10 protein-coding genes and 1 pseudogene are annotated in these 13673 nt (G+C 53.1%); 8 read left to right on the top strand and 3 right to left on the bottom strand.

All coding sequences use genetic code 11. The features are described from left to right. Positions 1-12: 12 nt before the first annotated feature. Genes KCG39_RS05820 through KCG39_RS05810 form a run of 3 tightly spaced genes read left to right on the top strand, consistent with a single transcriptional unit; the run spans position 13 to position 5839 of the window. Entirely contained in the window at positions 13-1260 is a 1248-nt protein-coding gene (locus KCG39_RS05820; protein WP_004119973.1) for a TolC family protein, read from the top strand. Further along, on the top strand, positions 1260-2729 hold the full coding sequence (locus KCG39_RS05815; RefSeq protein WP_211811569.1) for an efflux RND transporter periplasmic adaptor subunit: 1470 nt from the start codon (positions 1260-1262) through the stop codon (positions 2727-2729). Before KCG39_RS05820 ends, KCG39_RS05815 begins: the two co-directional genes overlap by 1 nt. Next, positions 2726-5839, top strand: a complete 3114-nt coding sequence (locus KCG39_RS05810; protein ID WP_049113834.1) for an efflux RND transporter permease subunit — start codon at positions 2726-2728, stop codon at positions 5837-5839. The genes KCG39_RS05815 and KCG39_RS05810 overlap by 4 nt, the downstream gene beginning before the upstream one ends. Before the next feature lie 35 nt (positions 5840-5874). On the opposite strand, the gene KCG39_RS05805 is transcribed toward KCG39_RS05810, so the two are convergent. Next, the gene (locus KCG39_RS05805; RefSeq protein WP_004119983.1) at positions 5875-6165 is read right to left on the bottom strand and encodes a hypothetical protein; all 291 of its coding nucleotides are present in this window, start codon (positions 6163-6165) and stop codon (positions 5875-5877) included. A gap of 300 nt (positions 6166-6465) precedes the next feature. On the opposite strand from KCG39_RS05805, the gene KCG39_RS05800 reads away from it, so the two are divergent. Genes KCG39_RS05800 through KCG39_RS05790 form a run of 3 tightly spaced genes read left to right on the top strand, consistent with a single transcriptional unit; the run spans position 6466 to position 7699 of the window. Further along, positions 6466-6912 (top strand): VOC family protein, encoded by a 447-nt coding sequence (locus KCG39_RS05800; RefSeq protein ID WP_004119986.1) that lies wholly within the window; start codon positions 6466-6468, stop codon positions 6910-6912. After that, positions 6912-7487 carry a GNAT family N-acetyltransferase gene (locus KCG39_RS05795; RefSeq protein WP_004119988.1) on the top strand — a complete coding sequence of 192 codons (576 nt, stop codon included), beginning with the start codon at positions 6912-6914 and terminating at the stop codon, positions 7485-7487. The genes KCG39_RS05800 and KCG39_RS05795 overlap by 1 nt, the downstream gene beginning before the upstream one ends. Beyond that, positions 7481-7699 carry a DUF7661 family protein gene (locus KCG39_RS05790; protein WP_004119990.1) on the top strand — a complete coding sequence of 73 codons (219 nt, stop codon included), beginning with the start codon at positions 7481-7483 and terminating at the stop codon, positions 7697-7699. Before KCG39_RS05795 ends, KCG39_RS05790 begins: the two co-directional genes overlap by 7 nt. A 15-nt stretch (positions 7700-7714) precedes the next feature. On the opposite strand, the pseudogene KCG39_RS27755 reads toward KCG39_RS05790, so the two are convergent. Next, positions 7715-7819, bottom strand: a pseudogene (locus KCG39_RS27755) (VOC family protein); the annotation flags it as partial. Between the two features lie 749 nt (positions 7820-8568). Here KCG39_RS27755 and KCG39_RS05785 point away from each other — a divergent pair. Further along, entirely contained in the window at positions 8569-9801 is a 1233-nt protein-coding gene (locus tag KCG39_RS05785) for a multidrug effflux MFS transporter (RefSeq protein WP_049113836.1), read from the top strand. A 4-nt stretch (positions 9802-9805) separates the two neighbouring features. Next, positions 9806-12067: an ATP-binding cassette domain-containing protein gene (locus KCG39_RS05780; protein WP_049113838.1), complete on the top strand. Its 2262-nt coding sequence runs from the start codon at positions 9806-9808 to the stop codon at positions 12065-12067. A gap of 87 nt (positions 12068-12154) precedes the next feature. Here KCG39_RS05780 and KCG39_RS05775 read toward each other — a convergent pair whose 3' ends face one another. Next, positions 12155-13669: a 4-hydroxyphenylacetate 3-hydroxylase family protein gene (locus KCG39_RS05775; protein WP_004119996.1), complete on the bottom strand. Its 1515-nt coding sequence runs from the start codon at positions 13667-13669 to the stop codon at positions 12155-12157. Positions 13670-13673: the final 4 nt, after the last annotated feature.

Here is a 13673-nt window from a genome sequence, read left to right as displayed (position 1 = left end):
TCCGGAGTCATTATGTCCATTTTAAATAAGGCGGCCTGCGGGCTGCCGCTTCTACTGTCGCTGATTTCCGCCAACGGCTGGGCGACGACGCTGGCTGAGGCCCTGTCGGCGGCGGAAAGCTACTCCGCCGAGCTCTCCGCCAACGATCATCAGGTGAATGCGTTAAAAAACAGGGCGGATTCCGCCATGCAGCTTCCTGACCCGAAGCTGAAATTCGGCATTGAAAACGTTCCGCTGGGCGGCAATAACGCCAGCCGACTGACCCGCGAGGGGATGACCATGCAAAGGGTCGGCGTGATGCAGGACTACGTCAGCAGCACTAAGCGCGAACGGAAGGCCGACTCGATCACCGCCGAAGCGCGCCAGGCAGCCGCCAATGCCGATGTGATCCGTGCCCGGCTACAGCGGGAAACCGCTCAGGCGTGGCTGGCGTTGGCGGTGGCGCAGAAGTCGCTGCGATCGGTTCAGGCGTTGATCAGCGAAACCTCCCGGCAAATCAACGTACAAAAGGCCGGTGTCAGCAGCGCCAGCGCCAGTCCCGGCAGCGTGCTCGACGTTCAGCTGGCGCTGAATGCCATGAAAAATGAGCAGGATAATGCCCGCCGTGATGTGCAGATTGCCCAGGCGCGCCTGTTGCAGCTTACCGGCAAAGAGGTCCGCGATATCTCCGGCCCGCTGCCGCGCATTGAACGTTTACCGGCCGATGAAGCCGCGTTAATGGCGGGGATTAAGCTACATCCTGAGGTGATTCAGGCCGCGCGTGAGGCCGATCTGGCGAAAGCGAAATCAGGTCAGTCGGAAGTCGCGGCGATCCCTGACGTTGGCGTCGAGGTCTATTACGCCAGGCGCGGGGATGATTACGACGATATGGTGGGCGTCATGTTTACCGTCGATATGCCTATTTTTCAGGGCAAACGACAGGACAAAGATCACGCCGCCGACGTCTCCCGTACCTATGAAGCCAACGATCGGCTGACGTTATTGATGCGCGAGCATCAGGCCCAGCAGTATCAGCTGATCTCGCAATATAACGCCGCGAAAGCCATTTACGATCGCCAGCAAAGCGAGGTGCTGCCGCTGCTGCGCAAGAAAGTGAGTCTCGTCAATGCCCAGTATCGGGCCGGCAGCTCGGCGCTGGCGGAACTGCTCGCCGCTCGTCGCGATCTGCTGAGCGGCGAAATCGCCAGCAACGACGCGGAGAAAGCGCTCGCTGATGCGTGGACCGCCATTCGCTACCTTATTCCACAGGATGTTAAATAATGAAGCCAAAATCTGCTATTACCCTTGTAGCGCTGGCCATCGCCCTGGCCGCCGCGAGCGGATACTGGCTCGGTTCGCGAAACGCGCCGACGTCATCCGCTGACGGGGCTCAGACCGAAACGGGCCGCAAAGTACTGTACTGGTACGATCCGATGGCCCCCGGTACCCGCTTCGATAAACCGGGAAAATCACCGTTTATGGATATGGATCTGGTGCCGCGTTACGCCGATGAAGGGGCGGGAGAGGAGGCCGGGGGGGTGCAGATTAGCGCCCGCCAGCAGCAAAACCTCGGCGTACGCACGGCTGATGTTGCCCGGCGGACGCTGGCGCAGAAGCTCAGCGCTTTCGGTACCGTCGCGATTGACGAGCGCAGCGTTGAAACGGTTCCGGCGCTGGCCAGCGGTCTGATCGAGAAACTCTACGTCAACGCCTCCCAGCAGTTTGTGAAAAAGAACGAGGCGCTGGCCGAGCTATGGATCCCGCAGTGGGCGGCGGCGCAGCAGGAGTATCTGGCGGTGAGGCAACTGGGCGATAGCGGTTTAACCGCCGCCGCACGCGGCCGTTTGCAGCTGCAGTTTATGCCGGATGCGATTATCCGCAGCGTTGAGCGCAGCGGTAAACCGCAAACCCGTATAACGGTGCGCGCGCCGCACGATGGCTACGTCAGCAAGCTGGACGTGCGCACCAGCGCGCAGGTCACGGCAACCCAGCCGCTGTTCGAGCTGGCCAGCCTCGACCCGGTCTGGATCGTGATTGATTATCCGCAAAGCCAGGCCAGCCTGCTGCGCGTAGGCAGCCAGGTGACGGCCGCCACCAGCAGTTGGCCCGGCACAACGTTTCAGGGAACCGTCAGCGAGCTGCTTCCCGACCTCGAAGCGACCACCCGTACTCTGAAAGCCCGCGTAGTGCTAAATAATCCGCAGCATCAGCTCAAACCGGGCATGTATTTGAACGTTGAGCTGGCTGAGGCGCAGCAGGGGCGCGAGGTGCTGACTATCCCGGAAGAGGCATTAATCGCAACAGGCACCAGCAACCGGGTGCTGATCGCTGACGGCGAGGGGCATTTCCGTCCAGTCGAGGTGACGGCGGGACGAACGCAGGATGGTCTGGTCGAGGTGACTTCCGGCCTTGAAGAGGGGCAAAAGGTGGTCACCTCAGGTCAGTTCCTGATTGACTCCGAAGCCAGCCTGCGCAGCGCACTGCCGCAAATGACCGGACAGAATGAAGAGATACAAAGCTACTCGGCGCAGGGCATCATCAAGGCGGTGAGCGATGAGGCGGTGACGATCGCGCACCAGCCGGTCCCGGCGCTGAAGTGGCCGGCGATGATCATGGACTTTGCTATTACGCCGCAGCTACGGGAACAGGTGCGTCCCGGCGAGTCGGTGATGTTTCATTTTGTGCTGACCGATGAAGGGGCGCGGGTGACCTCAATAATGCCGATGAGCGGCGCTAAGGAGCAGCCATGATTGCCGCCGTTATCCGCTGGTCGTTGCGCAACCGCCTGCTGGTACTGCTGGCGACGCTGATTATGGCCGCCTGGGGCGTCTGGTCGATACAGCAGGCGCCGCTGGACGCGCTGCCGGATCTTTCCGATACCCAGGTGATCATTCGCGTCAGCTATCCGGGCAAAGCGCCGCAAATTGTCGAAGACCAGGTGACCTATCCGCTGACCACCACCATGCTGTCGGTGCCGGGGGCGAAAACCGTGCGCGGCTTTTCCATGTTTGGCGATGCTTACGTTTACGTACTGTTTGAGGACGGTACCGACCCGTACTGGGCGCGCTCCCGCGTGCTGGAGTACCTGAGCCAAATCCAGAGCAGCCTGCCGCCGGAAACCAAAGCGTCGCTCGGGCCGGATGCCACCGGCGTCGGCTGGGTATTTGAATATGTGCTCACCGACAAAAGCGGCCAGCATAGCCTCGGAGACCTGCGGGCGATTCAGGACTGGATCCTTAAATATGAACTGAAAACCGTACCGGATGTTTCAGAGGTGGCCAGCGTCGGCGGGATGGTGAAAGAGTATCAGGTGGTTCTTAACCCCGACCGGCTGCGGGCGCTGAACGTGACTCACGAGCAGGTGATTAGCGCGATCCAAAGCGCCAACCAGGAAGGGGGCGGCTCGGTGCTGGAGCTGGGTGAAGCGGAATATATGGTACGCACTACCGGCTACCTGAAGTCCATCGACGATTTTAACCAGGTCGTTATCGCCGCGCGCGGCGGCGTGCCGGTGCTGCTCTCAGACGTCGCCAGCGTGCGCCGCGGTCCGGCGATTCGGCGCGGCGTCGCCGAGCTCAACGGCGAAGGCGAGGTCGCGGGCGGCATTATCATCATGCGTTCGGGCAAAAACGCGCTGACCACCATTAACGCGGTGAAAGCCAAACTGGCGGAAGTGCAAAAAAGCCTGCCTGCCGGGGTGGAGATTGTCCCGGTGTACGACCGCTCGCAGTTGATAAAAAACTCGGTCGAAACCCTGACCCATAAGCTTATCGAAGAGTTTATCGTTGTGGCGGTGGTCTGCTCGCTGTTTCTGTTCCACTTCCGCAGCGCGCTGGTGGCGATGATCACGCTGCCGCTGGGGATCCTCGGCGCGTTTATCGTGATGCACTATCAGGGCGTCAGCGCCAATATGATGTCGCTCGGCGGAATTGCGATCGCTATCGGGGCCATGGTCGATGCGGCAATCGTGATGATTGAAAATATGCATAAGGTGCTGGAGCAGTGGCGGCACGAGCATCCCGAACGCCAGCCGTCTTCTGCTGACTACTGGCAGATTGCCCAGCACGCGGCGTCGGAAGTGGGGCCTGCGCTGTTTTGCAGCCTGCTGATTATCACCCTGTCGTTTATTCCGGTATTCACCCTCGAGGCGCAGGAAGGCAAGATGTTCTCGCCGCTGGCTTTCACTAAAACCTGGTCGATGGCGGTGGCCGCCGGGCTGGGGATCACCCTGGTGCCGGTGCTGATGGGCTACTTTATCCGTGGCAAAATCCCTGATGAAACCGCCAATCCTCTCAACCGCTGGCTGATCCGCGCCTATGAACCGCTGCTGGATAAAGTTTTGCAGTGGCCGAAGGGGACGCTGGCGGCGGCGGGGCTGCTGCTGGTTGCCACGCTCTGGCCGCTGGCGCAGCTCGGCAGCGAATTCTTGCCGCAGATTGACGAGGGCGACCTGCTGTATATGCCCTCCACGCTGCCGGGGATCTCCAGCCGCGAAGCCGGACGTCTGCTGCAGCAAACCGACCGCCTGATCAAGACCATTCCTGAAGTGCAAAGCGTATTCGGCAAGGCCGGACGGGCGGATAGCGCCACCGACCCGGCGCCGCTGACCATGCTGGAAACCACCATTCAGTTCAAACCGAAAAGCGAATGGCGGCCCGGCATGACTATGGATAAGCTCATCAGCGAGCTGGACAATACGGTGAAGGTGCCGGGTATCGCCAACGTCTGGGTACCGCCGATTCGTAACCGCCTGGATATGCTGGCGACCGGTATTAAAAGCCCGGTCGGTATTAAAGTGAACGGCAACAATCTGGCGGAGATCGAAAAAACCGCCGAAGAGATTGAGCGTATCGTGCGTAACGTACCGGGAGTGACCTCGGCGTTGGCGGAGCGCCTCGACGGCGGTCGCTATATCGATATCACTATCGACCGGGTGAAAGCCGCCCGCTACGGCGTGTCGGTGAAGGAGCTGCAGTCGGTCGTCGCCAGCGTTGTCGGCGGCGATAACATCGGCGAAACCATCGAGGGGCGAGAACGTTACCCGATCAGCGTTCGCTATCCGCGCGAAATGCGCGACTCGCTGCAGAAGCTGCGCGATCTGCCGGTGGTGACCAGCGGCGGGGCGCAGGTGGCGCTTTCCGAACTGGCGGATATCGCCATCACCGACGGCCCGCCGATGCTGAAAAGCGAAAACGCCCGACTATCGGACTGGATCTACGTTGATATTCGCGGACGTGACCTGAAATCCGCCGTGGACCAGATGCAGCGTGAGGTCAGCGAACAGGTCAAGCTGCCGGAAGGTATCTCGTTGACCTGGTCCGGGCAGTATGAGTATCTGGAGCGCGCGACGGCAAAGCTGAAAATCGTGCTGCCGTTTACCCTGATGATTATCTTTATTCTGCTTTACGTCACCTTCGGTCAGGTTAAAGACGCCCTGCTGATCATGGGTACCTTACCGTTTTCGCTGGTAGGCGGCATCTGGCTACTTTGGCTGCTGGGCTATAACCTGTCGGTGGCTGCCGCCGTGGGCTTTATCGCGCTGGCCGGCGTGGCGGCGGAGTTCGGGGTGATTATGGTGCTCTATTTAAACCAGTCGATCGCCAGGCGCCGCGGACGGCTTGATGACCAGACACTCAACCAGGCAATTCATGAAGGGGCGGTGCTGCGCGTGCGCCCGAAAGTGATGACCGTGGCGACGATTATGGCCGGGCTGCTGCCGATTATGTGGGGAGGCGGTACCGGATCGGAGGTGATGCAGCGTATAGCCGCGCCGATGATCGGCGGGATGATCACCGCGCCGCTGCTGTCGATGCTGGTGATCCCGGCGGTCTATCTTCTGACGCACCGTAACAAACGCTAAAGTTCAGCGCCCGAGCCAGGCGGCTCGGGCGTGAATCAGTCGGCGTTCTTAAGATCTTCCGCACGTTTGGCGGTGGCGTAGACAAAATCGAGCATTGGTTCAAGGTCGGTATCGTAGCCGGCCTGAATGATTTTGCCGCGCAGCCATTCGATCTCGCTGGTGATATCCGGGTGGAATATATTATTGTCCTGCGCTTTGCGCAGCCATTTAAGCAGGAAATTATTTTTCCCGCGAACTCCGCCCGATTTCTTTGATTTTGCGTGCATTTTCAGCGCCACCAGAATGCAATAATAGAAATGAACGCGCTGATTAAAACTTTGGTGCATGTCTTTATTTCCCGCCAGAATCAGGTTGCGGACGGGTATGGACCTTAAGCATGCGGTCTCTGATATTCACCCGTACCACCTTCGCGCCGCTTGCCGGGCGCCGAGGCGATGGTGGCACGGAAGCCGAATTACAGTCAAATATTGATTAGTTTTATAGCAATATTTATTTGCGTCGATCGCCGCCTGGCGGCCAGATTAACGTCCCAATGTGTAGCCGTAGTGAACACAGAAGGCTGGGCAAGTCGCGCGCGGCAGAGTATAAAATTTGTTAACGCATCACGGACCATGACGGGAGAGGATATGGAATACGATTTAGACGGAATGGATGTACTTTTTGTCGCCGGCTTTGGGCCGATAACGCAGTCTGCCGCAGCCAGCCGTGACTTTTATGTCGCCGCGCTTGGGCTGCCGCTCAAACCGATGCCCGGTAACGAAGAGTATCTGCTGACCGAACATGATGCTCTCGGCGGGGTCAAACATTTCGCCCTCTGGCCGCTGGCGCAGGCGGCGCGTTCCTGTTTTGATGCCGATAGCTGGCCAGACTATCTGCCGGTGCCGCAGGCGTGGATTGAGTTTGAAGTCCGCGATATCGGCTCGGCAACCGATGCGCTAAAAGCCAGAGGCTATAGGCTGCTGGTGGACAACCGCATTGAGCCGTGGGGGCAAACCGTTACGCGCCTGCTTAGCCCGGAAGGGCTACTGGCGGGCATCACCGTGACGCCGTGGTTGCGCGAGGAACAAGCGTGATGGCAGCGGAATTGATGACTGAAAGACTGCTGCTGATCCCCTTGACCGCAGACGATGCGCCGCAAATTCAGGTTATCTTTCCACAGTGGGAAATCGTGCGTTATCTTGCCGCCGGTTTTCCATGGCCTTTTCCGGAGGATGGCGCGTCGCGCTTTGTCAATAATGTGGCTTTACCTGCCGCAGCTAACGGTACCGGCTGGTTTTGGACCCTCCGCCTTAAAACGGCGCCGGAGAGAGTCATTGGCCTGATTACGCTCTCTGATGAAGTGGATAACAACCGCGGGTTCTGGCTGGATCCGCGCTGGCATCGCCAGGGATTGATGACCGAAGCCTGCCGCCGGGTGACCGATTTTTGGTTTAATACGCTTAACCGGGAGGTGCTGCGCGCGCCGAAGGCCTGCGACAATAGCGGGTCGAAAAAGATTTCGCACCGTAGCGGTATGCGCCTGGTTGGTGTCGAGAAAAAGCAGTTCATCTCCGGCCTGCTGGACGCCGAACTGTGGGAAATAACCAAAGCGGAATGGAATGCATTGGCTGCACAAGCTCCCGCGTCATATAGGGAGACAGGATGCTGATATATAACGTATTCGGGCGTCATATTGGCGTCCAGCGTCAGGGCGAACGCTGGCGGGTTTTCCGCGTCGATATTAACGAGCGGAAATTTTCGCCGCTAGCCGGGGTTATCATCCCGGACGATCTTACGGAGGCGGAAATTCCTGGCTGGTTGGGGGATATTTTTCATGAAGCGGCAAGCCCGCGCCATCCTGACGTCCATCTTGTGGAGTAGCGTCGCCGGCAGTGGTTATGACCAGCTTCGGTTTTGCAGCACCATGCGATAACCATCGTGGTCGTCAAAGGTTTTACCGTTCACATTCCAGTACGGATTAAACGCGCTGACCGGCACAAATTGCGGTCAGCACGCTTTTACATCGTTCTCGCCATTCGGCAGGGAGATACTACCATTCCAACCTACTGGCCATTCAGGACTTCGGTCGCTACAAAGTGCGACTTTTTTATCAATACCTTCTTTTATGCGTAAGATTTGTACCGAAATTATTCCGGCAAGATATTCGACTCGTCGTTTTAGGACTGTTAAGGAGAGTGACTCAGAAAATCCGAGGGTAAATGTTGAAAACAAAGCATCATTATATTCTGCAATGTCAAATTCAGATTTACAATCACGTATTAATGATTCTTGTATTACATCACCCGTTTTGCAAGGGCGGATGAATATCCCCGCAAATATTTTAGTCAAACATTAACATTATACATCCCTTCAAAAACACCTTCTTCTAGCTCCAGGACATATACTCAATAAACTTCAAGTTGCATGTCTGAGCAACAGGGCAGCCCAACTTTTATGGGCATGAAGCAGCACCCGCAACATGCAACTCCAGGTATCGCGAGTATTGAGGTTTCTGGCATAGATTATTGATATTACAACTCTATTTAGTATATCCATGGAAGTGGATTATCAGTTTTGTGATACCCTTAAGGCAATCAAAAACCAATAATGTTTTAGTTTTATTTTTGTATGTTATTGATATTTATTAACTTATCATTTAGTTGTTTTTTTAATTGATTTCGTTTTTGCAATTACTTTAGCTGGTGGTATAGTTATGACAGACCACAGAAGGTAAAGGGATTACACTGATCATGCGACCAAAAGAAGTTCAGGCACCGGCGGCCAGTACGATGTACAGAGATGAAAGTAGAGGTTTGCTTTCCAGTAAAGTCGTTATTGTTCTGGGTTTGCTTAGCGCCGTTGCTGCATTATCTACTGATATGTACTTGCCTTTATTTCCAGCTATCGCCAGTGATTTGCATACGACGCCTGACAAAGTTCAGCTTAGTATCACCGCTTTTATGGTGGGTTTAGGAATTGGGCAGTTGTTCATTGGCCCGTTGTCCGATCATTACGGCAGGCGTAGATTATTGCTAGGCGGGATGACACTATTAACCATCGCTTCATTAGCTGGCGCTATATCCGCGAACATTCAGCTGCTCATTGTTACACGGTTCTTTCAGGGACTGGGAGGGGCAGCTGGTATCGTTCTTTCCCGGGCAATTATTTCTGATCTGTGCCCGGGGACTAAAGCCGCTCGATATTTTAATCTGGTGTTAGCGATACAGGGGATCGCCCCTGTTATTGCACCACTACTTGGAGGAGTGGCTGCATGGTTTATCTGGCCGGTAGTTTTTGTTTTTATGGCCGCAATATCATTAGTCTCCACCTTGCTCAGCAGTCATTTTATTCGCGAAACTTTACCCCGTCATCAGCGATTACCTTTCAACTTCAACGAGTTTATCAGTCAGTTTATCGAGCTGCTTAGTCATAAGAAATATATAGGTTATACTTTAATTTTTTCAATCCAGTTCGGGGCGCTATTTGCTTATATATCAGCATCGCCGTTTATCTATCAATCGGCGTTTAATTTATCCTCGGGGGAATTCGCTGTAATATTCTCTATCAACGCTGGAGCAATGATGTTTGGTAGTATTGTCAGCGCTCGTTATGTTACGAAATTTGGCGAAGATAACCTCATAAAACTGGGGGTGATAGGCACACTGGTGATATCTATATTACTTTGCATCGTTGACTATATTTCTCATTTCCAGTTTGAGATTGTGGCGGTATTACTGTTAATTATGATGTTTACTATGGCTTTGACCTTTGGCAATGCCGCGAGTATGGCCATGGCGGCATCTTCACATTTAAAAGGAACGGGTTCTGCTATTTTAGGAGTTTTTCAGTTTGGTATCGCTGCGATAACTCCATCACTGCTTGGATTTGGAGACCCGTTGTCATTACTACCGATGTCGCTAATCATAGCGGGATGCTGTTTAATAGCCATCATGGCATTATTATTGACAGGTAAAAAAGGATAGTGTGATGAATACACATGACGCTATAAAAATTATTGGTGCAAGACAAAACAATCTGCAAGATATTGATTTAGAGGTCCCTAAAAATAAAATAACAGTTTTTACCGGCGTTTCCGGGTCGGGGAAAAGTTCTCTGGTATTCGGAACTATTGCGGCAGAATCTCAGCGTCAGCTAAATGACACCTTTCCACCTTTTATTCGACACCGTTTACCGCATTATGGTAATCCTGAAGTTGATGACATTGAAAACCTGTCGGTGGCCATTATTATTGACCAAAAACGTATTGGTGGCAACGCACGTTCGACGGTGGGTACCGCCTCAGATATTTATACTCTGCTGCGACTACTATTTTCTCGTGTTGGCGAACCTTTTGTTGGTTATTCTAATGTTTTTTCATTTAATCATCCTGCCGGGATGTGTGCGACATGCGACGGGTTGGGTATTGCCAGCACCATTGATATCGACCAACTGATTGATTCAAATCTGTCGTTAAATGAAGGCGCTATTCGTTATCCTTCTTTTGCACCGGGTTCATGGCGCTGGAAACGTTATGTTTATTCAGGGCTTTTTGATGCCGATAAAAAAATCATGGATTATTCAAAAGCGGAACGAGAGTTATTACTGTATGCGGATAATCTCATTCCTGAAGCGCCGTTAGCCGGTTGGCCTAAGAGTGCAAAGTTTGAAGGCGTCATTACGCGCTTTACGCGAAGTTATTTGAAACAAGAAACTAAAGATACTAAAGCTGAGGAATTTCAGCGAGTCGTTAGTTTACAGGTTTGCCCTTCTTGTCAGGGTATGAGGCTCAACGACAAAATACTTTCCTGCAGGATAAGAGGGAAAAATATTGGCGAATGTGCAACACTGCCTGTCACAGAGTTAAAGCTGTTTGTAGAAAAGCTCGATTATCCTGAAGTCAGGCCGCTGCTCGAAGCATTGCTGGAAAGGTTAGATGCAATGTGTGCAGTAGGCTTGGGGTATCTGGATTTGAACCGGACGACCCCCAGCTTATCGGGCGGTGAATCCCAGCGGTTAAAAATGGTCCGGCATCTGGGAAGTAGTCTTACCGGGATCGTTTATATAATTGATGAGCCAAGTACCGGGCTTCATCCAGCAGATATTGTTAAATTGAATATATTAATTGGTAAACTACGCGACAAAGGCAATACCATTCTGATGGTAGAGCACGATCCTGACATGATAGCGATAGCCGAGCATGTTATTGATTTAGGGCCGGGAGCGGGCAAGCAAGGTGGAAATATTGTATTTGAGGGTGACCTGTCGGCACTTAAGCAATCCCAAACCTTGACGGGAAGATATTTCTCTTCACGGGCAGAGATAAATAAAAGACCGAGATGTGCTAAAGGTTATATTTCGGTAAGAAACGCCACATTGCATAATCTGCATAACTTATCGGTAGATGTACCTTTGAGCGTTATGGTCGCTGTGACCGGGGTCGCGGGATCGGGCAAAAGTTCATTCGTCATGGGAGCCCTGGCGCCACAATGTCGGGACGCGATCGTTATCGATCAAAAACCGATACATACTTCGATTCGATCGCATATTGCTTCCTGGTGCGGCGCATTTGATACGATCCGTTCGCTGTTTGCCGAAAAAAACCATGTGTCAGCGTCGTGGTTCAGCGCCAATGCTAAAGGCGCCTGTCCGGAATGTCACGGGCTAGGGGTAATACAAACCGATCTGGCATTTATGGATACGGTTACGTTGCCATGTGAGGCCTGTCAGGGGCAGCGCTATAACCCACAGGCGCTAAAATATCATTATCAGGGAAAAAATATTGCGGAGGTATTATCTCTGTCGATTAACGATGCTGGCGATTTTTTCCTGAATGAGCCACAGCTCAGGCCAATTTTTCGTAGTCTGGTCGACGTCGGGTTGGGATATTTGCGCTTGGGGGAATCGTTAAATCATCTTTCAGGCGGTGAATGCCAGCGGCTGAAGTTAGCGTCACAATTAAATCATGATAGTGACATGTATATTTTCGATGAGCCAACCACCGGACTTCATCCCAGTGATGTTGCCTCGTTGCTGAAACTCTTTAACCGACTGGTAGAGCGCGGAAACACCGTCATTATTATTGAACATAATATGGAGTTGATCGCTCAGGCTGACTGGATTATTGATATTGGACCTTATGCCGGGCAAGAAGGGGGAAAATTACTGTTTAGCGGTACACCTGAATCGATGCTGACCTGTCGCCATTCTTTAACCGCGGAGTGGTTGCGCATACATTGCCGGGTAGAGTGAGAGATAGTGGTCGGGACAGCCAGAAGAGACTGGCAATAATGTGATGCATGCCCATTATTATACTGATGTATTGTCCCGTTAATCTTATTAGTCTACAGGCCAGTGGTAATCGCGATCCAACCAGCCATCCAGGTCATAATCCATCATGCATTGTTCGGCGAAACCTTTATATTCTTGTATCTGCCCCGACATTTGTGCGGCGAGCAACAGTTCGATACGAACATTTTCATGACTGCCGGTATAATTTCGTTCATAGAGTTCGTGTCTGCTGGCGAATTCTGTTCCTACAGAGTCCCAGATTAGTTTCATAAGCTTTACCCTTTCAACGGCATCTATACCGTTGGAACCGCGCATATATTTTTTCAGATAAGGCTCCAGTTCCGGCGCGGCAAAATCTTTGGCATGCGAATTAATATAAATAAGCGCGCTGCCAAGATCTTGTTCAATAATTTCTTTGATCCGTGGATAGCCGAGACTCATAAACCAACGGTAGGCTAAACCATAATCCAGGTTAGGCAGGAGGGCGCCGTTGTGCCAGGGATTCGGCGATTTAGCCATAGCATCGCTTATGGCCCAGAAGAGGTTACGCCAGGCCAGCATTTCCCCGACGCGGGTCTGTATACCGCGGAAATCGGCTACGCCGGTGGCTTCCACGCCTTTAATGAATAAACCACAGATAAAATCGATTTTTACCGCCAGACGCGTCACACCGTGGAACGTAGAGCGGTGCAGAAAGCCAGAACTGGGTAAAAACGTGGCCGCTTTAGCCGTATCGCCGTAAATAAAAATGTTTTCCCAGGGAATCTTCACCTTATCCAGAATGAAGATCATGTCATTCTCGTCGTAGCGGGAGGACAGTGGATAGTCAAAGGGACTGCCGACCTTTTCGGCTGCTAAGGAGTAAGAGGGGCGGCAAACCAGTTTCAGCCCTGGGGCATTCATGGGTAAGGTGCATACCAGGGCAAATTCTCTTTTTTTGACAGGTAAACCGTAATGCGCGATGAAATTGTAATGCGTCAAGGCAGAGCCGGTAGCAACCACCTTGGCACCGCTAACAATCACGCCATCATCACACTCTTTTTCGACGTGAATGCAGATATCTTCAATCTGGTCGGGCGGGAGATTGCGGTCGATAGGGGGGTTGATGATGGCATGATTCCAGTAAAGTAGCTCCTCTTGTGAACGTTTGTACCAGTGTCTGGCGTTATCCGCATATTCTCCGTAGGCCTCGGGATTGGCGCCGAGAGTCGTAAGAAACGAGGCTTTGAAATCAGGGCTCCTTCCTAACCAGCCGTAGCTAAGCCGCGCCCACTGGGCGATTGCGTCGCGATCGCGTATCAGGTCGTCAACAGAATGAGGAACGCGGAAGAACGGATGGGTGACACCACCGCTGCCGGTATCACACGGCGTGGTTAATATAGCCTGATACTTTTCGTCATGGAGCGCGTCGTATAATTTAGCTATAGACAGTGCTGAATTGCGAAACGCTGGATGTGTAATAACATTGTCGACCTTTTCACCATAAGCCCATATTTCTCGCCCATCATTCAGACCCGCCAAAAAGTCATTACCGGTAGGTAACGATACTGATTTATTTCCCATGTCA

The sequence above is a fragment of the Klebsiella pasteurii genome (genome assembly GCF_018139045.1).
Classification (GTDB): Bacteria; Pseudomonadota; Gammaproteobacteria; order Enterobacterales; family Enterobacteriaceae; genus Klebsiella; species Klebsiella grimontii.
Note: the sequence above shows the minus strand (reverse complement) of the source record. Positions and strands in the feature narration are given on the sequence as shown.